A 23,704-nucleotide genomic window follows, 5' to 3' on the forward strand; every position below is an offset into this window, starting at 1 on the left:
TGTTAGAAAAAGTCACAATTGGTGTATGTTTATGTATGAGTTGCAAAAACGGAAGCCTGACATGCACAATTTGTTGCATGAACGCCCCTCCTCGAACGGGGACAGGCTCTGTTGCCGGCGCAGCCGATTGATGGTCATCGTGATCCGACGGTACCCGTATGTGCCGTTCGCCTGGTCATAGAGTAGACGGATGTCCTCCAGAAGCTTCTCGTTCTCTTCTTGACGCACCGGTATGGTACGATTCAACCATTTGTAATAGGCTGCCCGTGAGATGCCGGCGACTCGACAGAGGAGCACGATCGAAAGGGCCTCCTCTTCGTTTAATTCTTTGATGGCGATATATCGTTGCTGTAGCCGTACCTGGCTGATCACGACATCCTCTCGATCTCCTCTAACTTTTTTAGGAACAAGATGTCCGCACGAAGAAGTTCGTTCTCAAGCTCCATTTGCTGGATACGGCGCTTAAGCTTCTCTTCTTCGCTTAGTTCGTCCTCTGGCTTCGTACGCCCACGGCGGTCCACGAGCGCCTCTGCTCCGCCCGTGTCATACTTTTTGATCTAGCCATAGACCTGGGCATAGGACACCTGAAATTGTTCCGCGGTCTGCTGGTAGTTGCGTCCATTCTCCAAACAATATTTCACGATCTCAAGGCGCTCTTCGAATGTAGTTTTTCTTCCTTTTGTCATAGCTCGATCCATTCCTTTTCTCGAATCTGTTAACTCGCTATGACTAGTATACTTCTTAATCCATTTACGAAGAACAGACCAATTACTGATCTGATACTTGGAGAGTACCTCCATTCTAGTGAACCCATCGAGATAGTCGCGGACGGCCGCGATTTTCAGTTCCTTGGTGTAAGATTTCCATGCCTTCGATTCCTTCAACGCATCGATCCCACCGGTATCGAATTTCACTTTCCACACCTGGAGGGTGTGCCTAGAGACGCCATGAGCCCCCATGATTTCCTTCCAAGTATATGTTTCTTCTTCCATCATGCGCAGCGCACTCAATTTTTGTTCGATTGTATGCCGACTTCTCGCCATAAAAAACACTCCCCAATAGATAAACAGATTTTTTATTTCATCTGTCTACCTATTGGGGAGCATATCACGCTGGCGTGATGTTTTTTCATGACGTCGGTACAGAGTAGCCACCCGTGAAGCGGTGTGTCAGGCGACGTGTCAAGTAACGCAACCGGAGGCGCCATACATAAAACTGTGACGTGTTCGGAAGAATGACGTTATCGACGTATTCCGCGAACATATGGCGAAACATTCGCTCTTCACTGCGGTCATAGGTCGCACTCCACATCCCGTGATTCTCGACTTCAAGGAGCATCCAAATCATCTCATCGGTAAGCGGGTCATCGTCCTTCAACTCGGCCGTCAGTGCAGCGAAACGATGGCTACACATAGACGCGTATAAGGAATGGGCATGTGGGTCATGTGGGTTTAATGTTAAGTAACCACTCGCCGTCTTCATCAGTTCATCGACCATATCGAGCGGAATGTCGTCATACACTTGGAAAAATTCGAGCAACATCGGGACGGTGTCCGGACCAAATCCGGCAAGCCGGACATAGTTCATGATATGAAGACCGGCCTCGCCATGGAATTTGCGGTCGAAGTAGTGGACGGCAAGGGCGCGATGCATGATTGGGACATCCGGATAGCGTTCGACGCCACGGAGAAAGTGTTGTTCAGCCTCGAACGTGAACCCGGTGTCTTCACTGACAAATCCTTTTAACATATGAAGAATGTAGTGGTCACCGAGCGAACTCGCTTTCTCGAGCCACGGTTTGGCCGAATCGGTGTCACCTTCTCGAATATATGGATAAGCACGCATCGCCGGGAAGAATGGGTCGTCCGGGAACGCGGTCTCGCCCCGTGTCGCCATGTCATTGATGGCTTCAGCGTTATAAGCTTCCGTTAATTCTGCGAGGAGCATCATCTCAAGGAACGTGCGCTGGAACTCTGGGGTGTGTAAATCGATCGTTTGTGTCATAGGGTGTCCTCCTCACAAGTACTAGTGTCGCTCTATTATACTTGTTCTTGTCACAGTCGAGTAACATCTTTTGCAAAAACGGGAAATGGAAAGTAAAGACTGGAAAGGAGGGGAATGGCATGGCGACGTTCACTGGATATGTCGCAGAGGTGATGGATGAGAAAATCCGCGTCACGCCGACGCGGGAAGCAGAACCGTTTGACGGCATCGTGTTTCATGTAGCGAGACCTCTTTTGGATGAGACACCGCTTCTCATCGGACAACAGGTTCGAGTCGAGCATGATGAACGGTTGACACGCTCCTTGCCACCGCAAGCGACGGCACGTCGGGTCGATGTGTTATGATGAGGACGAGGTGAATGACATGGGACAACGGAACTTTCTATGGCTTGGAGCCGTCGTCGGCTTCAGTGCCCTCGTCGTCTGGTTATTGCAAGACGCGCTCCCGTTCTGGGCGCTGTCGATTCTATTACTCGGACTAGGAGCGGTGCTCGGCAATCTCCAACGACGTTTCACACGTGACGAATAACAAGCACTCCATCATTCGGATGGAGTGCTTGTGTCGTTTTCTTCTTCATTTATGTTTTCTTCAGTGTCCGGATCGTCTTCGACGATGGAGCCCTCATCCCCGTCTGGTTCGAGCGTCGTCGGTTCTTCTGGCTCCGCTGGCTCTTCCGGTTCGCTCGGTTCCTCCGGCTCAGTCACCGGAGGATCGTCTTCAATCGGCTCTTCCGTTTCCGGTGGGTCCGTCGGTTCCTCTGGTTCACTTGGCGGTTCCGCAGGCTCTTCCGGTGTCGTCGGTTCGGGCTCTTCCACAACTTCCTCTTCGACTTCTTCCTCGACCGGCGCCTCCGGTTCAGTGGCCGGTGGGATTTCAGGTTGCGCATCGGGAATAGGGGGTGCTTCCGGAACGACGACCGGTTCTTCTGTCAAATCCGGTTTGATCGGTTCAACCGGTGCGAGTTCGATAGGTGGCGGTGCCGGTGCATCTTTTGCGATGAACGTCCGGATGTCTTGTTCAAATAGTGCGGTCGGCAAGGCGATCCCACGCAAATGGATGGCGACGACTCGCCCGGATGCTGAAAGAAGTGGACTGCCATACGCATGACGTGGCAATTCAAAGTTTCGGCTATAGCCGTTCTCGGCGAATGTGACCGTACCGTTGATGCGTTCTTGCATCGTCAATGTGGTCAACGTCTCGTCCTCTGCGGCGATCGCTTGCGTGAGTGTGTATGGTGTGTTCTCCGTCTCTTCAATTCGAATGACAGCAATGAGCTTCGTCCGACCGACGACGGTGCCGGAGACGGCCTCACCGTCATGGTACATGATGATATTCGTCAACCCGGCCACATTCGAGGCGGCGGTGACGACATCGCGTGAGCTCACCAAAAATCCCGTTCCGTAACTGACGGTGAAGAGGCTGTCCTGTAAGGCGGCGAAGTCGACCGGTGTCGCTTCGTCAGCGGAGACCGTATCTTCCCCAATCGGCAAGTTGACCTGATCGGCGAGCGAGTCGGACGAACGCAGCATGTCCTTGAAATAGGCGTTTCCAATGAAGGTGACAAAGGCAATGAGTGCGATAGCGAATGGAGTGGCAAATAACCAAATCGTGCGACGTGAGCGGCGGCCACACGTCGGACAGACCGTTTTCGATCGTGTCTTCTTTCCGCAGTGGGGACAAGTCACGGGGGCACCTTCTTTCCATAAAGTTCGATGCTATGCTTATTCCTTCATTTGGAAAGAGGTAAACAAATATTTTGGAGGGGTCACACATTTTAAGTCACATGATAAAATCTTCAAAAGATATAGGGGGAAATCCAATGAAATTCATCATCTTATTTGGTCCACAAGCCGTCGGCAAGATGACGGTCGGGCAGGCGCTCGCCGACAAAACCGGACTGAAATTATTCCATAATCATATGACGATCGACCTCGTCGGACCGTTCTTCAATTACGGGACGCCGGAAGGGAAACGACTCGTCCAACACTTTCGTCAAGAACTGTTCGAGGCGGTCGCCAAGAGTGATCTACCCGGCATGATTTTCACGTTCGTCTGGGCGTTTGACATGCAGGAGGACTGGGATTACGTGAAGAAAGTGACGGATTTGTTCGAGTCACACGGGGCGGACATCTATTACGTCGAGCTCGAGGCCGAGATGGAGGAGCGGCTCGCGCGCAATACGACGGAGAACCGCCTCACCCATAAACCGTCGAAACGTGACATCGCTTGGTCCGAAGCGGAACTGAAGCAGACGGCGACGATGTATCGATTGAACTCACGTCCCGGGGAGTTAGACGTCGAGCATTATCTCCGGATCGATAACACGAACTTAAGTCCAGAGGAGACAGCGGCACAGATTCAACAAGCATTTGACCTATGAAAAAGCGAGTCCCCGTCAAAGGGAACTCGCTTTTCTCATGCCCACCATTCGGGGCGTTCATAGTCGACCAACACCTGTTTTTCGAGGAGGCGTGGTACAAGGTATGAGGTGACGTTCGGAAGACGATCATCGAGGTCGGCCGGATGGACCATCACTTCGATGGATCGTCCTGGTTCGATGGCATCGAGCGTCGCATGGGAGACGCCATCCGCGTAGAACTGATCACTGAACCGTTCGGTCACCCACAAGTCTCGGCGTGACCCGAGCGTCGTTAAGGCCCGAAACGTCGTGTCGTATTCTTCAGCGAGACGAATGATGACGTCGTGCAGGACCGGCCAACCGTGAATGTGATGGTGGCTGTCGAGATGGTCGAGTGGAAGTCCTGTCGCAAGGAACGCCTCGATTTGGGCTTTCCACTCCAAATAGACGAGTTCCGGGTCAGGCGAGTCTTCAATCATGAAGCGGCTAGTGTAGCGGAACGTGCCATCTTCTTTCGTGAGGGGAGCACTCGTGTCGGCGAGCGGTTTGCCCCAAGACAAGACGAGATGGACCCCGACACGGAGCGACGGATGTTGTTTCGCGAGTCGGACCGCTTCCTCGACGGCATACCCGTTCATGATCATCGTCGCCGAATTGACGATTCCATTCACGTGACTGTCGAGTGTGCCGGCGTTCACACCCGTCGTCAAGCCGAAGTCATCGGCGTTGACGAGGACGAACGTTTTAAGCATTGACGAGACCGAGTGCCTGGTCGAGGACCAGGTCGCCTTTCATCATCCCATACGCCATGTTATCGATGACCGCGACCGGGACGTCGACGGACGACTTGATTTTGCCTTCGAGGTAGCGAACTTGTGGTCCGATCAAGATGACGTCGACGTTCGACTGTTCTTTCAAGCGCGACTCCGGAATCGCGTCAATGGATGCGTCGAGTCCGCGTGCAGCAGCTTCCTTTCGCATTTTTTCCACTAAGATTGATGTCGACATTCCTGCCGAGCAGACGAGTAAGATGTTCATGTCGTTTCCTCCAATCGATTCAAACGGGTGATCATGTCAATCATTTCGACGGCGAGTTCTTTCACGGTCATCGCCGTCATAAGATGGTCTTGTGCGTGGACGAGGAGGACGCTCATGTCGCTCGTCGTCCCCCGTGCCTCTTCTTGTAACAGCTCCGTTTGTAGCTTGTGTGCGTCCAAGAAGGCCGCGTCGGCTTCTTTCAACTTTACCGCCGCTTCGTCCGCTTCACCGCGTTTCGCGGCAGCGATAGCCTCGAATGCAGATGAGCGTGCATTTCCGGCATGTAAGATAATCATAAACGAGAGTTCTTGGATGGTTTCGGTTTTCACGAAATCTTTTCTCCTTCCTCAGTAGCAGCTTTGTTTTTATTGATTTCGGCTGTCATCGCCTTCGCTCCTGCCATGACGAATGGAATATACATCGCTGTCGCAATCGACAAGTTGACGATTTGGAGCAAGACGCCGCGAACGCTACCGCCCGTTACCAAATAGCCACTGATGATTGGTGGTGTTGTCCATGGGACGATGGCGACTGTCTTCGGAACCATGCCTGTCGAGAGCGCGACATAAGAGACGATGGTGAGCGTGACCGGCACTAAGATGAACGGTACGAGCATGATCGGGTTCAATACGATTGGAAGACCGAAGATGACCGGTTCGTTGATGTTAAAGAGACTGGCTGGTGTCGACAGTTTTGCCACTTGGTGATACGGGTGATTCCGTTGTTTGCGGACGACGATGAAGATCGCGAGTAAGAGCGCGAACGTCGTACCCGATCCACCCATGAAGACGAACGCATCCAAGAACGGTTTTGTGACCGTGTACGGTACATCAAACGCTGACGTTCCAGCTTGGAAGGCAGCCAAGTTTTGCTCGATGAGCGGGAGATAGACCGGTTCGATGACCGAGCCGATGATGTTCGTCCCGTGAAGCCCGAAGAACCAAAGGATGTGGTTCAAGAAGGCGATGAGCAAGGCAGCCGGGAGTGAGTCGCCGAATCCTTGGAGCGGTTGTTGGATCGCTTTAAAGATGACTTCAAATACACTGAGTTCGACGACGAGCGTCATGAAGAGCTGGAATCCTGCAACGACCGTCAAGATGATCATTGATGGGATGAGCGCTTGGAATGAACGTGTAACCCCACCTGGTACACCTTCTGGCATCTTGATCGTCAGTTTCGTATTGATGAGGTAGCGGAACATTTCTGTAACGAAAATCGATACGATGATGGCGACGAAGAGACCTTGTGCGCCGAGCCATGCGAAGTTGAGACCCCAGTCAGCAGTGACCGGTACGAGCATGATATACGAGGCGAGCGACAAGATCCCCGCCGCGAGCCCGTCAATCCCGTATGAACGGGCCAAGTTATACCCGATCGAGAAGGCGATCAGGAGCCCGAGTATCGCGAAGGACGCATTCCAAATGCTACCGCCAAGCCCTTGCCAATTACCTTCGCCGAACATGCTGTTCATCGAGCCGACGAAGTCGAGTGAGAGACCACCGATGTTGATGGCTGGGAAGTTGTTGATGAGGACCGCGAGCGACCCGACGATGATGAGTGGCATGACGGAAACGAATCCGTCACGGATGGCGACTAAGTGCCTTTGGGACCCAATACGTCCCGCGATTTCAATAAACTTGTTCATGAGTAAACCTCCTTCTTAAATTGGGGTAGGTACGCCTCGTGCGCTGTGAACAGCTCTTTAAGAAGCGGGTCGATCCGTTTCTCGTCCTGGATGAGCGGGTTCATGAGGCAGGCAAGGTAGGCGTCCTCGTACGTGCCAGATACAGCCGCTTGGATGGCGAGCTGTTCAAACGTTTTTAAGTTCGTGATGAGCCCACGGATCGGTAGCGGCAACGCGCCGATGGAGATTGGGCGAGGCCCCGACTTCGTGATGACGGCGTTCACTTCGATGACCGCATCGTCTGGTAAATCTCGAATCGTGCCGTTATTGAGCGTGTTGACCGTCTGGATGTCACCGCGGTCGTTGTGAATCGAGTCCATCAAGTTGCAGGCGGCGTCTGAATAGTAGGCGCCTCCACGTTTTTCAAGCTCTTCCGGTTTGACGGCGAGATCGACGTCTTTGTATTTCTCGAACAACTGCGCCTCGACTTGTTGCACGACTTCGGCACGGGTGCCATTTTGTGCGTACGCCTCGAGATCTTTCTTCAACACATCTTTCGTCTGGAAGTAATACTGGTGATACGGGTTCGGTAACATGCCGAGTGACGATAGGAACGATTCGCTCCAACCGAGACCGACGATGTTCGCCGGCGAGTAATCGTTGCCTGAGTTGAGCGAGGCGAGGACGTCACTCGTCCGATCCACGCCGTCGACCCATACGTGACGACCGAAGACGAAGTGGTTCAATCCGATAAATTCAATCGCGACTCGTTCGACAGGTGTCTCGAGGATCTCAGCGACCGAGTTTCGCATGTTGAACGGGATGTTGCATACACCGATGACCTTCTTATGAGATGAGTGCTTGAGTACGGCCTCGGTGACGATGCCCGCCGGATTGGTGAAGTTGACGAGCCAGGCATCCGGACAAATCTCGGCGACTTCATTTGCCAAGTCGATCAAGACCGGGATGGTACGGAACGCTTTGAATAATCCGCCTGCGCCATTCGTCTCTTGCCCGATGAAGCCGTGCTTGAGCGGGATGCGTTCATCGAGCGCGCGTGCCTTGAGTCCACCGACCCGAATCTGTGTGGATACAAAATCTGCGCCGACGAGTGCGGCTCTTCGATCGAGCGTCCAACTGAGTGTGATCTCGGCGTTTGCCTTTTCAATCATCCGCTGAGCGAGACGACCGACAATCTCTAGTTTCTCCCTCCCTTCTTCGATATCGACGAGCACGATCTCCCGAACGGGGAACGTTGCCTGTCGATCAATCAATCCTTCGATGATTTCCGGGGTGTAACTGGACCCACCGCCGATGATGACGACCTTGACTGCCATGGTGCCAACTCCTCCTTTTGAAAGCGATTTCTTTTTGTCGTAACAAATATAACAAATGATACAACTTTCAGCAATATAAAAAATACAAATAATACAAATGAGTTTTTGTATTTGCATTTGTATGCTTGCTGTATCACAATAAAGGAACCAACCCAACGTAAAGGAGATGGAGACATGTCGCAATCGACGCTCCAAACCGCAATCAAGGATGAACTGCTGTCCCGCATCAAGAGTGGGCACTATAAAGAAGGGGAAAAATTTCCGACCGAATACGCGCTTTGCGAGGAGTTCGATGTGAGCCGGACGACGGTGCGTGGCGCCCTCAACCAGTTGACGACGGAAGGCTATTTGGTCCGTCAACAAGGCCGTGGGACGTTCGTCGCCGGGAAGAAAGTACAACAGACGTTGTCGTACACGCCGAACAACTATGCGGCCCAGCTCGCCGTCCAAGGAAAACGTGGGCAAGTCGCCTTGATCGACATCTCGGTCATCTCGGCGTCCGGTCAAATCGCATCGGTGTTTGAAGCGGAAGACAATGCCCCGATTCAAAAGATTGAGCGAATCCGTCATGCGGACGGGGAACCGACGCAGTATGAGGTCTCGTTCATCCCGTGGCAGATCGCACCGGGGATCACGAAAGAACAGGCGGAACATTCGCTCTTCCGGACACTGGCGGAGGTCCACGACGTTCATGTCGCAAAGACGACGGAGGCATTGGAGATTGCCTTGGCTGATGAGAAGGTGAGTGCGCTCCTCGACTGTCCACTCGGGTCACCGTGCTTCCATATCGAGACGGTGACAGAGGATGAGTCGGGACGGGCGATTGAATACTCACGCTCCTACTTCCGTGGGGACAAGACGAGCTTCGTCATCGAACGGGATTATAACTAACAAAAGCGCCCGACTGTTTCGTGTGGAAACGGTCGGGCGCTTTGTTCGTTTAACCTGTAACAAAAAGAAACATGGTCATTTTGAGTGTGAATGACTATGTTCAACAAAACTGAGTACGAATCTCTATATTCGCAACAACCGATTACAGACTGCATTCTTGACCACCTCATCCTCTCTTTTTTGTACACTAGAACCAGGAGGCGAGAGAAGCATGTCAATCATTGAATTCAAAGATGTGAGTCATCAAGACATCCTGCACCATGTATCCGGGCCGTTTCGAGAAGGACGAATCACAACGTTCGTCGGACCGAGCGGCGCCGGCAAGACAACGTGTCTGAAGCATATCAACGGATTGCTGTCACCAGACACGGGCACGATTCTTTTCAAGGGGGAAGACATCGCGGAGATGGACATCCTCGAACTACGAAAGAAAATCGGGATGGCGTTTCAAAGTGCGCCGATGATTCAAGGGACGGTGTACGACAACTTGAATCTCCCGAAAGCCATCTTCGACGAGACACTTGACCGCGACCGGGCTGCCGAATTGCTCCATCGCGTCGACTTAAATGAGGCGCTCCTCGACCAACCCGTCAAATCACTATCGGGTGGGGAACGGAGTCGGGTCGCCATCGCCCGGACGCTCGTCAATAAACCGGACGTGCTCTTACTCGATGAGATCACGGCGAGCCTTGATTACCGGACGGTGAAAGAGATCGAGCGACTCATTCGAAAACTGCAACAATCATATGGTGTGACCGTCATTTGGATCACCCATGACCTCGACCAGGCACGGCGGGTGAGTGACGACATGTGGTTCTTGAAGGACGGGGAACTACTTGCTTACGGGGACGCATCGTTCATCGATGAGTCGGACAATCCCGTCATCCAACGATTTGTCAGGGGGGAAGATTGATGTCATATATTGAACTCGCGACGGCGCTCATCTTCGTCGTCATCCCGCTCGCCTTGACGCTCGTCCTACGACTTGGACTCGAGCGTGATATTATCATCGCGACCGTCCGCTCCATCATTCAACTGTTGATCATCGGCTATATCTTGACGTTCGTCTTTGAGAGCGACAGTCCGATCTTCATGCTGTTGATGATTTTACTTATGATTGTCGCCGCGACACAAAACATCCGACGGAAAGGGGACGGGATTCCGGGCATCATGTGGATTATCGTCTTGACGCTCGTGACGATCGAAGCGCTGACGATGGGACTCATGCTCGGGCTCGGTATCATCCCATTTGAGCCGGAAAAGGTCATTCCGATTAGTGGGATGGTCATCGGGAACAGCATGGTGTTGTCGCTCTTGTTCTTGAACAAGTTCAAAGACGAGGTCGAGCGGAGCGACGACGTCATCGAACTCATTCTTTCACTCGGCGGCACACCGAAAGTGGCCATCGACCGCAGCTTGAAGAATGCGATTCGCACGAGCATGATTCCGACTGTCGAGGCGCAAAAGACGATGGGGCTCGTCCAACTACCGGGAATGATGAGCGGTCTCATCATCGGGGGAGCTGACCCGATGGAAGCGGTCCTGTATCAACTCTTGATCCTGTTCTTGATTTTGACGACCGCCTCAATCTCAGCGACGCTCGTCGGCTATCTGGCGTACCCACGACTGTTCAATGAGAAGATGCAGTATATCGGACTGACCTATCGGAAGGGGAAATGAAACATGATCACAGGGATTCATCATGTGCAGCTCACGATTCCAACTGGAGCGGAGCAAGAGGCGAAGGCGTTCTATTGTGACTTTCTTGGTCTACGTGAAATCGAGAAGCCGGATTCATTGAAGGGACGAGGTGGATTTTGGCTTCAGGTCGGCGACCGTTCCGTTCATGTCGGGGCAGAGGACGACGTGGAACGACAGAAGACGAAAGCGCATATCGCGTACGCTGTGACGGATTTAGCTCATTGGAAGGAAGCGCTTCAAGAGAATGAGATTTCTTACTCCGAAGGCATCCCGATTCCAGGATTCGAGCGGTTCGAGTTCAGAGACCCGTTCGGCAATCGGGTCGAGATGATTCAAGCGCTCTGACGAAAGGGAGCATCCAAAGCGGATGCTCCCTTTGTCGTTCTTCAAGAAATACCGAACAGGCGAGTCACTTGCTCCCATTCGGACGGGTAGGCGTTACTGCCATGATGCTCGTGAATGAGTGTCCCGTTCGTGTATACGCTGAGGCTCCACTGCGTACCATCTAGCGTGCGAACACCTTCCAGTTCTTCGAAGACGGTTGGCCACCAATTCGTTCCAAGCAGATGAAACGCGACACGCATCTGTTTCGCTTCCTCGCCCTCATAGTATTCGAATTCAAAGGGCTCGGTGATGGATTGGTCGGACCGCTCGATGTGACGAAGGACGGTGCCCCTCTCAAAAAAGGTGATCGTACTCACATCATACGTGCCGAACCCACCGACGCGGAAGATGACCTCGACCATCGATTCCTGAGGACGACCGATCGCCTGAAGGACGCGCTTTTGGAGTGGGTGTTCGACGAAAGAAGGAGGGATATGATAAAGGGCGCGAAACGTTTTGTCTTTCATGAAACTTCAACCTTTCTCGGGCATAAGATGCCCCGAGTATAGCGGAATCTTCCGGACGAGGGAGACAAAATAAAGTGCAAGGTACGAAAAAAGCACCTCTTGAAGAGATGCTTCGAGGTTAATACACTTCGTACGTCTGTCCAGTCTGCGCGCCTTCGACGCTCTTCACATAAGCGAGGGCAACCCGTTCACCCGGTACCGCCGCGTAACCACGGAAATAAGGACCATACGCATCGAGTGCTTCGACGAGGACGTTCGGACTGACGTTGTTGATGCGGATGCCCCGTGGCATCTCAATCGCCGCACCGGTCACGAATCCTTTGATGGCCCCGTTCGCTAGTGCCGCCGATGCGCCTTCTTTGATGGGGTCGTCCATCAAGATTCCGCTCGTCAGTGTGAAGCTACCACCATCGTTCACATGATCGAGCCCGAGAAGGACGAGGTTGACTTGTCCTTTGATCTTGCTGTCGATACTCTTCTGATTATCTGCCGGCGTCATCTCGGAAAGCGGACCGAAATGCGTGCTGCCCGCCGTACTGATGACCGCGTCGACCCGACCGACCGTTTCATACATGTGGCGAATGCTGTCTTCGGAAGTGAGGTCGACTTGCACGTCCGCCCCGTTACGTCCAGCCCGGATGATCGTATGTGTTTTCTCCAACTCTTTTGCGACGGCCTGACCGACCGTACCGCTTGCCCCAACGAGTAAAATTTTCATAAAGAAACTGCCCCTTTCGTCACGCTTAGATTCCATTTCAGAGTATCGGATGGCGAGGACGTTCGGCAATCAAGTTGCCTCTGGCGGGACGACCGTGCCTTGATGGAATCGCATCTTCCAACGTCCGTCCACGAATACCCAAATCGAGCTACGGCGTGTTTCGCGATTCAATACCGGTTGAACGAGACGGTACGTCACCAAAACGTGACCTTCCGTCAACGGATGCAGCGTGAATTCGGATAACACCGCCTCAATCGGGTCAAGCTGGAGTGTCGTCTGATCCCAGTCTTGATACAGCAACCGTCCCGAGCTACCGATTTCAAAGAAGTCGTCGGTCAACAGTTCACGCAACCGCTCCGTCGACTGCCTGACTTCCGTCGTCAATAACGCTTCTTCTAGTGTTTGAAGATGATCTGCCAACTCGTTCATGTCACGACTTCCTCTCTTCGTTGATTCATCACGATGACGCCGAGGACGATCAACAAGAGACCGATTCCGTTCAATGCAGAGAGAACTTCCCCATATATGAACACTCCGATGAGTCCTGTCGCCACGGTCCCGAGTCCAGCCCAGATGCTATAGGCGATACTGAGGGGGATTGTCTTCAACACGATGCCCATGAGGGTGAACGAGGCGGCGAAACTGACCAAGAGAATGACACTCGGCACGAGATTCGTGAATCCGTCCGACAGCTTCAACATCGACGTCCCGAGTACCTCAAATCCGATAGAAAAGAAGAGTAAAAGATAGGCTTTCATTCCGATTCACCTCACACTTTCATCAAGACGAGCCCGATGATGACGAGCCCAATCCCTGCAATTTTTTGACGACTGATCTGTTCCCGGAAGACGATGAACCCGATCACCGCCGTGAGCGCCGTCCCGACCCCGCTCCAAAACGCATACGCGAAGCTGAGCGGGATGGTGAAGAGGGCAAGTGATAAGAGATAAAACGCCGTCCCATAACCGAAGGCGACCCCGAGAATTGGGAGACGGCTCGTCGAGGTGGCGTTCACTTTCAACATGCTCGACCCGAACAGTTCCGAGGCGATGGCCCCGATCAAATAGATGAATCCCATATTACAAACCTCCTTGAAGCAACTCGTCACATGCTTCCCGAATGAGTGTCGCCGCACGGTCCTTGAACGATTCGCTATACCCATACAAGACAGCGAACCAAAAGCCGTCACAGAGAAGGCGAAGTTTTAAAATCGCATCCTGGTCCGGCCCGTCGACAGCGAATCGCTCGTCCCAACCGGTCGACACGTCACTCCAAATCGACTCGCTCGTCGCATCTTCTTGCGAGGAGATAAAGACGGCGACGAGGTCCATATCTCCGTGATCGACATCATCCAATGTCGCCAATGCATAGGCACGGCTAAACGAATATGGACCGTCCGATAGATGGGCGGTGATTCGTTTCTCGAACGTCTCGATGGCGAATTCGTTCATCTGTCGCAATAAGTTGGCCTTATTGTCGAAATGATAGAGGACCCCGGCTTTCGTGATTCCTGCTTTCGTCGCCAATCGTTCGAGCGACAACTGACTGATCCCGTCCTCTCGAATCATCTGGGCGGCAGTCTGTAGCAACAATTGTTTTTTATTCATCCAATCACACCTCTCTTTACTTTACTGACCGTTCAGTAAAGTTAGTCTATCAAAATTTGCGAGGGGTTGTCGAGATAGAACATTGATGGAATAATCAGGGAAAAGGGGGCGTGACATGGGTTCACATTTGATGCATCTCGTCATCGCGAACGAGATGTTACCAGCGTTATCGGAGATTGATGAGGTCGCATTTTTGCTCGGAAGTCTCGCACCGGATGCAACGACAGAAAAAGAGGCATCCCATTACTATACGGGACGCCATGATGATTTATCTCGTCGCTTGGATTTGTCCCAATATTGGATTGACAGCAAGGAGGAAGACTTCTCGTATCGACTCGGCTATTACGCGCATCTCGTCGCGGATGAGATCTGGTTGCAGGGATTCTATAAAGGTTGGTTGAAAGAGCTCATCACCCAGGACCCGTCAAAACAGGCGGCCTATTATGCGGACTTTGATGCGTACAATGCTCGGCTGTCGGAACGCCTCGGGACGTTCGATTTTGAACGTTTGAAAGGAAATCCGAAGCTCGTTGAACTGGTCGAGAAAGTCGAGCGGGACGCGGCGATGACGGAGGAGGGGACATACACGATGTTCCTCCCTAATCAATTGGATGGCTATGTCGATACGTGTGTCCGCCGTTGCCTCGAGATGGTCAAACGGAAGCGGGCGATGCTCGTATGAAGAGGCGATACGCACCACTATACGCGACGCTCGGACTATTTATCGTGACGGTGATCACCTTCTTCACCTTGAACGGTCGGGTATTCCCGCATCTCGAATTGATGACGGTCATTTGGGTTTATCTCGCGATTGACATCGCCTTGTTCGCCACGTTGATTTGGGGACTGTTCATGAAGGATCGAATCATAAAAATGTACACACTTCTTGCGACAATCGGGTTGATGATCCCGTTGTCGATTTGGATTTTCTTATTGCTGTTGGCGAACGGGATCTCGGAGGCATGAGTTGAATGACTGAGAACGAGAAAAAATTACCTTTTGTGGCGCAGACAGTCCCATTTTTGATTGGTTGTCTGATTTTCGGACCAATCGGATTGATTATCTTATTGTTTATTTGGAGACGCTTGGAACGCGATGAACGAATCATCTATTTGATCGTCTCTATCTTTTTCACGTTACTTGAGGCTCTCGATTATTTTACGGATGGCATCATCTATTACTTCGTTTGAGAAAGTGGATCTCCCACTTTCTTTTTTTGTGCGTGCATCTATAGAAAGAAAAATTTTCCTATCCGAATCTTGTCAAATTGACATTGCGTATCCACATTTTGTTTGTTATGCTACTTGATGAAAACGACAATGATAATCATTATCACTTATAACGAGAACGCGATACTAGACATACATAACCAACGTGGCTCGTTTTTTGGTGCGAGGATCATTGAAACTTACATACAGAGGAGATGGATGAAGTGGGGAAATTCAAGATTTCACTCATGTTGACGTTGCTCGTCTTCGTACTCGCCGCATGTGGCGGAACGAGTGAGACGAAGAAAGAAGAAAACGTCGACGGCGCAACAAAGACAGAGACGGTCGAAATTACAGACGCACATGGCACAATCGAGGTACCGGTCAACCCGGAGAAGGTCGTCGCCCTTGATAACCGGACGTTTGAAACATTGGCAGCATGGGACATCGACTTGGTGGCGGCACCGATCGGACTCCTTCCAGCAGAGTCGCCATATGCATCAGACAAAGACATCGCGGACGTCGGCATGCACTTCGAGCCGAACTTAGAGGCGATTGCAGGAGTTGACCCGGACGTCGTCATCGTCGGTCAACGTTTCGCAGATTACTACGAGGACATTAAAAAGTTGGTACCAGAAGCAGCGGTCATCGATTTGAACATCGAAATCCCAGAAGACTCAGGTACACCGGGTGAGATTTTAGTCAAAGGATTGACAGACACGACGCTCACACTCGGAAAAATCTTTGACAAAAACACAGAAGCCGAAGCCATCGTCGCTGACCTCGATAAGTCGATCGAAGAAGCGAAAGCGGCATACAACGGAAAAGATACAATCATGTCGGTCATCGTATCGGGTGGAGACATCGGGTTCTCAGCTCCGGTAACGGGACGCGTGTTCGGACCGATGTACGACATCTTCGGATGGGTCCCAGCTCTTGAAGTCGAGAAGAAGACAGGTGACCACGAAGGTGACGAAGTATCCGTCGAAGCCATCGCAGAAAGCAACCCAGACTGGTTGTTCGTTCTCGACCGTGACGCACCACTCGGTGACGCAGAAGGCGCAGTACCAGCAGAAGACGTAATCGACAACGCACCGGCGCTTCAAAAGACGACGGCTGTGTCGAAAGAGCAAATCGTCTATGCACCGAAAGACACGTACTTGAACGAATCGATTCAAACGTACGCGGAATTCTTCAACAGTGTCACGGAAGCGCTCGCGAAGTAAGGTTCCGTCATGCAAAAACCATTGACAGCCAGGGTTGAGACGATGTCTCAGCCCTCCTTTTCTAGATTGTGGACGAAGTCGTTCGTGTTCACCGTGATCATCGTCCTCGGTTTGGCGGTGCTGTCGCTCTTTACCGGGGTGTACGATCTGTCACGGACAGACGGCTTCGATATGTTTTGGATCACCCGAGTCCCACGGACGACCGCCCTCATGCTGACGGGTGCGGCGATGGCGATGGCGGGGCTCGTCATGCAGCTCATCACGCAAAACCGTCTCGTCGAACCGACGACGACGGGGACGCTCGAATGGGCGGGACTCGGACTGCTCACCGTTTACTTACTTGTACCGGCACCGAGCCTCATGATGCGGATGACCGGGGCGATCGTCTTCTCGTTCATCGGGACGATGGTCTTCTTCTGGTTCTTACGTTCGGTCAAACTCCGTTCATCGCTCATCGTGCCAATCATCGGGCTCATGTTAGGGGCGGTCATCTCCGCCATCTCGACGTTCCTCGGTCTATTCTTCCGAGCAAGCCAGGCGATCGAGGGCTGGTTCGTCGGTTCGTTCGCCTCGGTGCAAATCGGGCGCTACGAGTATCTATGGGTCATCATCGTCGTGACGGTACTCATCTTCTTACTGGCGAATCGCTTGACGCTCGCGGGGTTAGGGGAAGACATCGCGACGAGTCTCGGCGTGAACTATAACCAGCTCATGATGATGGCGACGGGGCTCATCGCCTTATCGGTCGGTGTCGTGGCGACGGTCATCGGGAATTTACCGTTCCTTGGACTCATCGTCCCGAACCTCGTCTCGATGTTCCGTGGGGATGATTTGCGCAGCAACCTGCCATGGGTCTGTCTTGTCGGGATGGGTGCGATTCTCGTCAGTGACTTGATTTCACGGACGATCATCATGCCGTTCGAACTCCCGGTCTCACTGATTCTCGGGACGGTCGGGGCAATCGTCTTCATCATGATCTTGATGCGACAACGGAAGAAGGGAGGGGTTCGATGAGTACGGTCATGGAACGAGACGGTGTCGACGTATCAATCGGGGAATTGAGAGAAGAACGTCATGCCTCGGCATTTCAATCGAAACGGGCGAGCAGACGCTATTGGCTCTTCTTAAGTGCCTTCATTCTCGGCGGACTGTTGTGTGCGCTCGGGCTTCTCCTTTATAACAATCCGGTCCCGATGGACTCTCCGTCATTCGTGCCGGTCGTGGAACGGCGAATCGTCGCCATCGTCACGATGCTGATTGCGGCACTCTGTCAAAGTCTTGCGACGGTCGCATTCCACTCCGTGACGAACAACCGCATCATCACGCCATCGCTCCTTGGATTCGACGCGCTCTATTCGACGATTCAGACGAGCATGGTCTTCTTCTTCGGGGCCGGGGCGTTGATCGGCTTCTCGGGGACAAGCGCCTTCTTGACACAGGTCGGCCTCATGGTGACGATGAGTCTTCTCCTTTACGGTTGGCTCTTGTCAGGGAAATACGCCAACCTGCAGCTCATGTTGCTCATCGGGATCATCATCGGGACGGGTCTGAACTCGGTGTCATCGTTCATGCGCCGAATGCTCGCCCCGTCTGAGTTCGATATCCTGCAGGCGCGACTGTTCGGTTCGGTGACGAATGCCGACGTGGCCTACTTTCCGATCGTCATCCCCATCGTCATCATCGCCGGGACACTCTTGTTCCTGTTCTCGAATCGATTGAATATCGTCGCACTCGGCAAGGACGTCGCGACGACGTTCGGGGTGAATCATCGGAGGAGCGTCATCTACACGCTCGTCCTGATCTCACTCCTCATGTCCGTCTCGACGGCGCTCATCGGACCGCTCACGTTCTTCGGATTCTTAGTCGCGACGCTCAGCTATCAGGTCGCCTCGACGTATGACCATAAGTACGTCTTTCCGATGGCGTTCGCCCTAGGGTTCTTCGTCTTGACGAGTGCATATTTCTTTATGTATCACATATTCCAGACGCCAAGTGTCGTCTCCGTCATCATCGAACTGTTCGGCGGACTCATCTTCTTGGCCGTCATTCTAAGGAAGAGGTCGCTATGATTCAAATCGAACAAGTCAAAAAATCGTATACAGACGATGTCCACATTGGACCGCTCACGCTCGATATCCCGAAAGCCGGATTCACTTCATTGATTGGACCCAACGGAGCGGGCAAATCGACGACACTCATGATGATCGGACGGTTGCTCAACTTAGACGAGGGTCAGATCCAAGTCGCCGGCATGGACGTGTCGAGCACGAAGTCGAAAGACTTGGCGAAAATCATCACCATCCTGCGCCAAGAGAACCACTTCGTGACACGGCTCACGGTCCGACAACTCGCCGGGTTCGGACGTTTCCCTTACTCGAAAGGGCGCCTCACAAAAGAGGACGAGGCGATCATCTCGAAATATATCGACTTCCTCGACTTGACCGCGCTCGAGAACCGCTATCTCGACGAGCTCTCAGGAGGACAAAGGCAGCGTGCCTACGTGGCGATGGTGCTCTGTCAGGAGACGGAATACGTCCTCCTCGATGAACCGCTCAACAACTTGGACATCGCTCGTTCGGTACAGATGATGGAGTATTTGCGCCACGTCGCCGACGAGTTCGGACGGACAATCGTCACGGTGCTCCACGACATCAACTTCGCGGCGAAATACTCGGATCGCATCTGTGCGATGAAAGACGGACAGATCGCTGCGTTTGGAAGGGTCGATGAGATCATGGACGCGAAGATCTTATCCGAAATTTTTGAGACGAAACTGGAAATCATCGAAGGGCCATATGGGCCGATTGCGGTGTATTAACGAAAGGGAGGATTCACATGAAAATTGACTGGACACCGATCACCAAAGTAGTGGCCGAGGCACCGGATACATATACGTTCCATCTCGCCTTGCCACCTGAGTTCACGTGGCAAGAAGGGGCGCACACGCATCTCGCGCTCGAAGGGTTCAACGCCGGAGACAAGCCGGACCGAAGTCTCGTCCGCCATATGTCGATCTCCACATTGCCGCACGAAGGAGCGATCGGCATCACGACCCGCATCAAGTCCGAATGCTCGACGTTCAAATCGATCCTTCGTGACATGGTACCGGGGGATAAGGTCGCCTTGTTCAAGACACATTCGAACGTCCCGCTCGAACGGAGTGGGAAGAACGTCTACCTCTTATCGGCGGGTGTCGGACTCGCGACATTCCGTCCGGTCGTCCTCGAGTACTTGGCGAACGGGGAAGGTGTCCCGCATCTCCATTCGTTGAACGTCGATTCGTCGAAGGCGTATCTGTTCGGTGACGTCTTCGAATCGAACGAGCACTTCACGTCAGAATTCGTCCCGAGTCGGAAAGACTACTACGAACGCGTGGAGATGATGGCATCCGACAAGGACGCCTTGTTCTATATCGTTGGTAGTGATGAGCTGTTGCGTGAAACGATTCAGGTGCTCCGGTCGAACGGGGTGGCATGTGACAACATCAAGATCGACAAGCATGATTTTCAGCGAGAAGACTTTTTAGGTTGATAGAATAAAAGCATGCGTCTCAATCAGGGATAAGTGATGAATCTTGAGGTGAAACAAATGAATCATATCTGTCCTGTGTGTGGTCATAATGGTTTAGAAGAACCGGCTTACAACGAGTACAACCTTCCTTCATTTGAAATTTGTTCTTGTTGCCGTTTTCAATTTGGTGATGACGACGATGTGGAAATGACTGAGGGAGTCTTCTTATCGAGAGAAGAAGCTATGACTGTTTACAGAGAAAAATGGATTCGGAATGGAGCAGAAATCTTTCAACCAGATGAGTATCCTCAAGAGTTTCAAGTGAACGGGCGAGTGATAATAGCTCATTTGATTCAGCAATTAAAGAAAACTAGGCTACTGTAGGAGCTTATTCATATTGAACTGCATCTCGCATTGGGAGGTGCAGTCTTTTGAGTTTACAGACTGACAAAAGTTAAAAGTCACCCTCTCCTTTGTCATTGTCAGCTAAATCAAGTCCATCTGAATGAAATGAACAAGCTTCATCTTGGTAGGATTAGATCAGTTGTGTTGTGGAAGAGGGAGTGCACAACTGAACGAATCGTTCGAAGATCCCACGTCCATCCGGGGTCCCGATTGACTCGGGATGGAACTGGACACCGTACGTCGGATGGGTCGGGTGTTCGAGTGCCATGATGACACCGTCTGTCGTCTCCGCCGTGACAATCAGGTCCGTCTCTTGCACGACGAGCGAGTGATAGCGCATGACGTCCATCGACAAGCCTTCGAATAAGACACTCGGTGACGTATTAATCCGTGAGACTTTCCCATGCATCACCTCGTTCGCCCGACCGACGACCCCGCCGAACGCCTCGGCGATAACCTGATGGCCGAGACAGACCCCGAGAATCGGAATATAGCCGGACAGTTCTCGAACGACCGCGAGCGACACACCAGCGTCTTTGGGACCACCGGGACCGGGGGAGAGGATGATGCCGTTCGGGTTCATGCGACGGATTTCTTCTATACTATGTTCATCGTTCCGGATGACGCAGACGTCACTGAAGCGGGCGACGTCCTGATAGACGTTATACGTGAACGAATCGTAGTTGTCGATGAGGAGAATCATGCGAACACCTCCAAAAGGGATTTGGCTTTATGCAGCGTTTCTTCATATTCTGATACGGGGTCTGAGTCATAGACGATGCCGGCGCCTGCTTGGACATGGGCCGTGTCACCTTGGACGACCATCGTCCGGATGGCAAGGGCGAAGTCGAACCCGCCCCGGACGTCGAGATAGCCGACCGCCCCGGCGTAGACCTCCCGTTTCAGCGTCTCAAGCTCGTCAATCAACTGCATCGCCCGAATCTTTGGAGCCCCGGAGACGGTACCTGCCGGAAGACAGGCACGGAGCGCATCGATTGGGGTCACATCGTCACGTAAATCCCCTTCGACTTCGGAAACGAGATGCATCACGTTTTTGAACCGTTCGAGCTCGATGTGTTTCGGGATGGTGACCGTGCCGACTTTGGCGACCCGCCCGATATCGTTCCGTCCGAGGTCGAGGAGCATCCGATGCTCGGCGAGTTCTTTCTCGTCTTGAAGGAGTGACTCCGCGTGACGTATGTCTTCCTCGACGGTCTTCCCACGTGGGCGTGTCCCGGCGATCGGGTTCGTCGTCACTTTGCCGTTCTCGACCCGGACGAGACTTTCAGGAGAAGCACCGAGGACGATCGCTTCCCCGAGGTCGATGTAGAACAAGTACGGACTCGGATTTTGTTTCCGCAGTGTCCGGTAAAAGTGGAACGGGTCCCCGGTGAACGTCGCGTCGATTCGTTGCGACAAGACGAGTTGGAACACCTCGCCCGCTAGGATCGCCTCTTTCGCCTGGAGCACGCGGTCGATAAATTCGTCCTTCGGCGTCAAGATGCGCTCGCTCGTCCGGACGACCGGTTCGAGGGCGTGCGTCTCCGGAGTCTCGAGCTGTTCCTGGATGGACTCGAGTCGCATCGTCGCATCCGTCTCGCTCGTATCGATCAAGATGACCTGTTCCTCGAGGTGGTCGTATAAGACGACCGTCTCATAGCGCTGGAAGAGGGCGTCCGGCAAATCACGCGTCACGGTCGGCGTGTTCGGGATCGGTTCATACACCCGAAGCAAGTCGTAACCGATATAGCCGACGGCACCGCCGATGAACGGATACGGTGCAGTGAAGTCGTCACGGGTGATGCGTTCGGATAAGGCATGGAGCGGGTCGTCTGCATAGATTGTCCTCGTTGCATCTGTCACGTCGTTCCCATCGACTCGGATCGTCTCGACCGGGTTCGCCGCGATGATGGAGTAGCGACCGTGCTTGCCTTCCGCGCGACTTTCGAGTAATACCTTTCGTTCACCTTGTAGTCGGTGGAAGATTGCCACCGGTGTGAGTTCGTCACCATTAATGATCCGTTGTTGCATTGAAAGAACCTCCTTATAATGGGTAATAGAAAGGGGATATGCCGATGTCAGTCTTACGACCTGACCAATTTTCAGGTGAAGCGTTGACCGAGCACATCGAACTCGAGGACACGCTGTCACCTTACGTTGATATCAAATCATATGAACTGAATCTTGAATATTTTGAGGCAGTCGTTCGTCATGCCCAGCAATTGTTTGATGCGTTGTTCGAAGAGGGCGACCCCATCCGAATCGTTTGGCATGTACATGGACAGCCCGTCAAGCCGACCCTCTTGTTCCGTTATATCCGGGACAAATCGGTGCGCTTCAAGACGACCGCCACATCGTGCACGTTCGATGACGAACCGTTATGGATGTTCACCGTGCCGGTAGCAGACAAGTCCGAAATCCGTGTGCGACCACTCCTCGAGGCGATTTGTTATCAAGATTTTTATACAAAATCAAAGCCTCGTTTGAACGGAGAGTTCACAACGTATCCGCTCGTTCAGTTCATCCACGAACGAGAGGGTCACGTCTTGTTCGTATACGATGACCGCGGTGCGTATATCCGTGGTACGTCACCAGCCCACCTCCAATCGCTCAAACAAAAAATCTCCCCGTCCCGCATGCCCAATCGGACATGAAGGACGAGGAGATTCCCCGTGTTGCCACCTTCGTTGAAAGACGCCTTGTCTTCCCACTCATCGCGAACCATCATTCGCTGTCCCCGATAACGGGAGGACCCGTCAGAGCCTACATGTCGGTCTGAACGCTCAAAAGCCCATTCACGCAAGGCACGACACCGGTTCGCATCGACCACCGGCTTTCTGAAGACGTCCCTTCGCGCTACTCTTCTTTCTCATCGCGAGTTCGTATGAATGTTATCGTTACTTTAACGGGATAAAGATGCATTGTCAAGCATCATTTGACCGAAGCGTGCCCCACCTGACGTTTCCCGATGAACGTGAACGTGATCCCCAATGCCAAAAGGGGAAGGAGCCACCACTTCGTAAAGAAGAAGAGGGTGCCCCGATACATGAACCACTCCATGCCCAAGTAGGCGAAGAGCGTGATCAAGGGAGCGATAGACAAGCGCTTCAAGTGCAATGCGACGGCGACCCCTAGTCCAATCGTAAACGTTGGAACGATCACGAGTTGCCATAGGAACGGATCGATATAGTGAAACATGAAGAGTCCTCCTTATAACGATTAATC

The 23,704-nt window shown here is 52.6% G+C and carries 33 protein-coding genes, 1 pseudogene and 1 other annotated feature; of the genes and pseudogenes, 17 read left to right on the top strand and 17 right to left on the bottom strand.

What is annotated here, in order from left to right:
• Positions 1-81: 81 nt before the first annotated feature.
• Positions 82-1,043: pseudogene (locus tag IRJ25_RS02145) on the bottom strand (helix-turn-helix domain-containing protein); the annotation flags it as partial.
• An 85-nt stretch (positions 1,044-1,128) separates the two neighbouring features.
• The gene (locus IRJ25_RS02150; RefSeq protein WP_074035961.1) at positions 1,129-2,004 is read right to left on the bottom strand and encodes a hypothetical protein; all 876 of its coding nucleotides are present in this window, start codon (positions 2,002-2,004) and stop codon (positions 1,129-1,131) included.
• A gap of 119 nt (positions 2,005-2,123) precedes the next feature.
• Here IRJ25_RS02150 and IRJ25_RS02155 point away from each other — a divergent pair, with 119 nt between their 5' ends.
• Positions 2,124-2,348: a hypothetical protein gene (locus tag IRJ25_RS02155; RefSeq protein WP_196431157.1), complete on the top strand. Its 225-nt coding sequence runs from the start codon at positions 2,124-2,126 to the stop codon at positions 2,346-2,348.
• 19 nt (positions 2,349-2,367) lie between these two features.
• A complete protein-coding gene (locus tag IRJ25_RS02160) occupies positions 2,368-2,532 on the top strand; it encodes a hypothetical protein (protein WP_012727200.1) in 165 nt (54 codons plus the stop codon).
• A gap of 11 nt (positions 2,533-2,543) precedes the next feature.
• Here IRJ25_RS02160 and IRJ25_RS02165 read toward each other — a convergent pair whose 3' ends face one another.
• Positions 2,544-3,689, bottom strand: coding sequence for a hypothetical protein (locus IRJ25_RS02165; RefSeq protein WP_264092871.1), 1,146 nt, complete (start codon positions 3,687-3,689; stop codon positions 2,544-2,546).
• A 134-nt stretch (positions 3,690-3,823) separates the two neighbouring features.
• On the opposite strand from IRJ25_RS02165, the gene IRJ25_RS02170 reads away from it, so the two are divergent.
• Positions 3,824-4,384, top strand: a complete 561-nt coding sequence (locus IRJ25_RS02170; protein ID WP_214779529.1) for an AAA family ATPase — start codon at positions 3,824-3,826, stop codon at positions 4,382-4,384.
• 35 nt (positions 4,385-4,419) lie between these two features.
• On the opposite strand, the gene IRJ25_RS02175 is transcribed toward IRJ25_RS02170, so the two are convergent.
• Genes IRJ25_RS02175 through IRJ25_RS02195 form a run of 5 tightly spaced genes read right to left on the bottom strand, consistent with a single transcriptional unit; the run spans position 4,420 to position 8,362 of the window.
• The gene (locus tag IRJ25_RS02175) at positions 4,420-5,115 is read right to left on the bottom strand and encodes a carbohydrate deacetylase (RefSeq protein ID WP_264092866.1); all 696 of its coding nucleotides are present in this window, start codon (positions 5,113-5,115) and stop codon (positions 4,420-4,422) included.
• Complete coding sequence (locus tag IRJ25_RS02180) at positions 5,108-5,401, bottom strand: PTS sugar transporter subunit IIB (RefSeq protein WP_012727190.1); 294 nt, start codon at positions 5,399-5,401, stop codon at positions 5,108-5,110. The genes IRJ25_RS02175 and IRJ25_RS02180 overlap by 8 nt, the downstream gene beginning before the upstream one ends.
• The gene (locus IRJ25_RS02185; RefSeq protein WP_269317675.1) at positions 5,398-5,730 is read right to left on the bottom strand and encodes a PTS lactose/cellobiose transporter subunit IIA; all 333 of its coding nucleotides are present in this window, start codon (positions 5,728-5,730) and stop codon (positions 5,398-5,400) included. The genes IRJ25_RS02180 and IRJ25_RS02185 overlap by 4 nt, the downstream gene beginning before the upstream one ends.
• Entirely contained in the window at positions 5,727-7,046 is a 1,320-nt protein-coding gene (locus tag IRJ25_RS02190; RefSeq protein WP_264092864.1) for a PTS sugar transporter subunit IIC, read from the bottom strand. Before IRJ25_RS02190 ends, IRJ25_RS02185 begins: the two co-directional genes overlap by 4 nt.
• The gene (locus IRJ25_RS02195) at positions 7,043-8,362 is read right to left on the bottom strand and encodes a 6-phospho-beta-glucosidase (RefSeq protein WP_159562858.1); all 1,320 of its coding nucleotides are present in this window, start codon (positions 8,360-8,362) and stop codon (positions 7,043-7,045) included. The genes IRJ25_RS02190 and IRJ25_RS02195 overlap by 4 nt, the downstream gene beginning before the upstream one ends.
• Positions 8,363-8,536: 174 nt before the next feature.
• Here IRJ25_RS02195 and IRJ25_RS02200 point away from each other — a divergent pair, with 174 nt between their 5' ends.
• The 4 genes from IRJ25_RS02200 to IRJ25_RS02215 all read left to right on the top strand — a co-directional run bounded on the left by IRJ25_RS02200 (position 8,537) and on the right by IRJ25_RS02215 (position 11,299).
• Positions 8,537-9,253: a GntR family transcriptional regulator gene (locus IRJ25_RS02200; protein ID WP_012727186.1), complete on the top strand. Its 717-nt coding sequence runs from the start codon at positions 8,537-8,539 to the stop codon at positions 9,251-9,253.
• Between the two features lie 211 nt (positions 9,254-9,464).
• A complete protein-coding gene (locus IRJ25_RS02205) occupies positions 9,465-10,166 on the top strand; it encodes an ABC transporter ATP-binding protein (RefSeq protein WP_264092863.1) in 702 nt (233 codons plus the stop codon).
• Positions 10,166-10,933, top strand: a complete 768-nt coding sequence (locus IRJ25_RS02210; protein WP_074035973.1) for an ABC transporter permease — start codon at positions 10,166-10,168, stop codon at positions 10,931-10,933. The genes IRJ25_RS02205 and IRJ25_RS02210 overlap by 1 nt, the downstream gene beginning before the upstream one ends.
• Before the next feature lie 3 nt (positions 10,934-10,936).
• Positions 10,937-11,299, top strand: coding sequence for a VOC family protein (locus tag IRJ25_RS02215; RefSeq protein ID WP_047794922.1), 363 nt, complete (start codon positions 10,937-10,939; stop codon positions 11,297-11,299).
• A gap of 41 nt (positions 11,300-11,340) precedes the next feature.
• Here the strand turns inward: IRJ25_RS02215 and IRJ25_RS02220 are convergent, their stop codons facing one another.
• The 6 genes from IRJ25_RS02220 to IRJ25_RS02245 form a co-directional block, all read right to left on the bottom strand.
• Positions 11,341-11,805 carry a hypothetical protein gene (locus IRJ25_RS02220; protein WP_269317677.1) on the bottom strand — a complete coding sequence of 155 codons (465 nt, stop codon included), beginning with the start codon at positions 11,803-11,805 and terminating at the stop codon, positions 11,341-11,343.
• Positions 11,806-11,923: 118 nt separating this feature from the next.
• Entirely contained in the window at positions 11,924-12,523 is a 600-nt protein-coding gene (locus IRJ25_RS02225; protein ID WP_269317678.1) for a short chain dehydrogenase, read from the bottom strand.
• A gap of 69 nt (positions 12,524-12,592) precedes the next feature.
• Entirely contained in the window at positions 12,593-12,952 is a 360-nt protein-coding gene (locus IRJ25_RS02230) for a nuclear transport factor 2 family protein (protein ID WP_269317679.1), read from the bottom strand.
• A complete protein-coding gene (locus tag IRJ25_RS02235; protein ID WP_269317680.1) occupies positions 12,949-13,281 on the bottom strand; it encodes a DMT family transporter in 333 nt (110 codons plus the stop codon). The genes IRJ25_RS02230 and IRJ25_RS02235 overlap by 4 nt, the downstream gene beginning before the upstream one ends.
• Positions 13,282-13,292: 11 nt before the next feature.
• Positions 13,293-13,601: a DMT family transporter gene (locus IRJ25_RS02240; protein WP_269317681.1), complete on the bottom strand. Its 309-nt coding sequence runs from the start codon at positions 13,599-13,601 to the stop codon at positions 13,293-13,295.
• A 1-nt stretch (position 13,602) separates the two neighbouring features.
• Positions 13,603-14,130: a TetR/AcrR family transcriptional regulator gene (locus IRJ25_RS02245; RefSeq protein WP_269317682.1), complete on the bottom strand. Its 528-nt coding sequence runs from the start codon at positions 14,128-14,130 to the stop codon at positions 13,603-13,605.
• Positions 14,131-14,245: 115 nt separating this feature from the next.
• Between IRJ25_RS02245 and IRJ25_RS02250 the strand changes: the two genes are divergently transcribed.
• The 9 genes from IRJ25_RS02250 (at position 14,246) to IRJ25_RS02290 (ending at position 20,458) form a co-directional block, all read left to right on the top strand.
• Complete coding sequence (locus tag IRJ25_RS02250; protein WP_269317683.1) at positions 14,246-14,812, top strand: zinc dependent phospholipase C family protein; 567 nt, start codon at positions 14,246-14,248, stop codon at positions 14,810-14,812.
• Positions 14,809-15,096, top strand: a complete 288-nt coding sequence (locus IRJ25_RS02255; RefSeq protein ID WP_269317684.1) for a hypothetical protein — start codon at positions 14,809-14,811, stop codon at positions 15,094-15,096. The genes IRJ25_RS02250 and IRJ25_RS02255 overlap by 4 nt, the downstream gene beginning before the upstream one ends.
• A gap of 5 nt (positions 15,097-15,101) precedes the next feature.
• Positions 15,102-15,320, top strand: coding sequence for a hypothetical protein (locus IRJ25_RS02260; RefSeq protein WP_215243679.1), 219 nt, complete (start codon positions 15,102-15,104; stop codon positions 15,318-15,320).
• A 233-nt stretch (positions 15,321-15,553) separates the two neighbouring features.
• Positions 15,554-16,564, top strand: coding sequence for a siderophore ABC transporter substrate-binding protein (locus IRJ25_RS02265; RefSeq protein WP_269317685.1), 1,011 nt, complete (start codon positions 15,554-15,556; stop codon positions 16,562-16,564).
• A 9-nt stretch (positions 16,565-16,573) separates the two neighbouring features.
• Positions 16,574-17,578, top strand: a complete 1,005-nt coding sequence (locus tag IRJ25_RS02270; protein ID WP_269317686.1) for an ABC transporter permease — start codon at positions 16,574-16,576, stop codon at positions 17,576-17,578.
• Positions 17,575-18,633: an iron chelate uptake ABC transporter family permease subunit gene (locus tag IRJ25_RS02275; RefSeq protein ID WP_214734408.1), complete on the top strand. Its 1,059-nt coding sequence runs from the start codon at positions 17,575-17,577 to the stop codon at positions 18,631-18,633. Before IRJ25_RS02270 ends, IRJ25_RS02275 begins: the two co-directional genes overlap by 4 nt.
• On the top strand, positions 18,630-19,382 hold the full coding sequence (locus IRJ25_RS02280) for an iron ABC transporter ATP-binding protein (RefSeq protein WP_269317687.1): 753 nt from the start codon (positions 18,630-18,632) through the stop codon (positions 19,380-19,382). The genes IRJ25_RS02275 and IRJ25_RS02280 overlap by 4 nt, the downstream gene beginning before the upstream one ends.
• A 17-nt stretch (positions 19,383-19,399) precedes the next feature.
• Positions 19,400-20,095, top strand: a complete 696-nt coding sequence (locus IRJ25_RS02285) for a ferredoxin--NADP reductase (protein WP_214798218.1) — start codon at positions 19,400-19,402, stop codon at positions 20,093-20,095.
• A 36-nt stretch (positions 20,096-20,131) separates the two neighbouring features.
• Positions 20,132-20,458 (top strand): hypothetical protein, encoded by a 327-nt coding sequence (locus tag IRJ25_RS02290; protein WP_269317688.1) that lies wholly within the window; start codon positions 20,132-20,134, stop codon positions 20,456-20,458.
• A 151-nt stretch (positions 20,459-20,609) separates the two neighbouring features.
• Here the strand turns inward: IRJ25_RS02290 and IRJ25_RS02295 are convergent, their stop codons facing one another.
• Positions 20,610-21,182: an anthranilate synthase component II gene (locus IRJ25_RS02295; RefSeq protein WP_269317689.1), complete on the bottom strand. Its 573-nt coding sequence runs from the start codon at positions 21,180-21,182 to the stop codon at positions 20,610-20,612.
• A complete protein-coding gene (gene trpE / locus IRJ25_RS02300) occupies positions 21,179-22,510 on the bottom strand; it encodes an anthranilate synthase component I (protein WP_269317690.1) in 1,332 nt (443 codons plus the stop codon). Before trpE ends, IRJ25_RS02295 begins: the two co-directional genes overlap by 4 nt.
• A 44-nt stretch (positions 22,511-22,554) precedes the next feature.
• Between trpE and IRJ25_RS02305 the strand changes: the two genes are divergently transcribed.
• Positions 22,555-23,133, top strand: coding sequence for a DUF3885 domain-containing protein (locus tag IRJ25_RS02305; protein ID WP_264092855.1), 579 nt, complete (start codon positions 22,555-22,557; stop codon positions 23,131-23,133).
• Positions 23,130-23,361, bottom strand: a binding site (T-box leader). Its footprint overlaps the gene before it by 4 nt.
• Before the next feature lie 49 nt (positions 23,362-23,410).
• On the opposite strand, the gene IRJ25_RS02310 is transcribed toward IRJ25_RS02305, so the two are convergent.
• Positions 23,411-23,677: a hypothetical protein gene (locus tag IRJ25_RS02310; protein ID WP_269317691.1), complete on the bottom strand. Its 267-nt coding sequence runs from the start codon at positions 23,675-23,677 to the stop codon at positions 23,411-23,413.
• Between the last annotated feature and the right edge of the window lie 27 nt (positions 23,678-23,704).

The organism is Exiguobacterium sp. KJ 601 (assembly GCF_027161185.1).
Taxonomy (GTDB): domain Bacteria; phylum Bacillota; class Bacilli; order Exiguobacteriales; family Exiguobacteriaceae; genus Exiguobacterium; species Exiguobacterium profundum.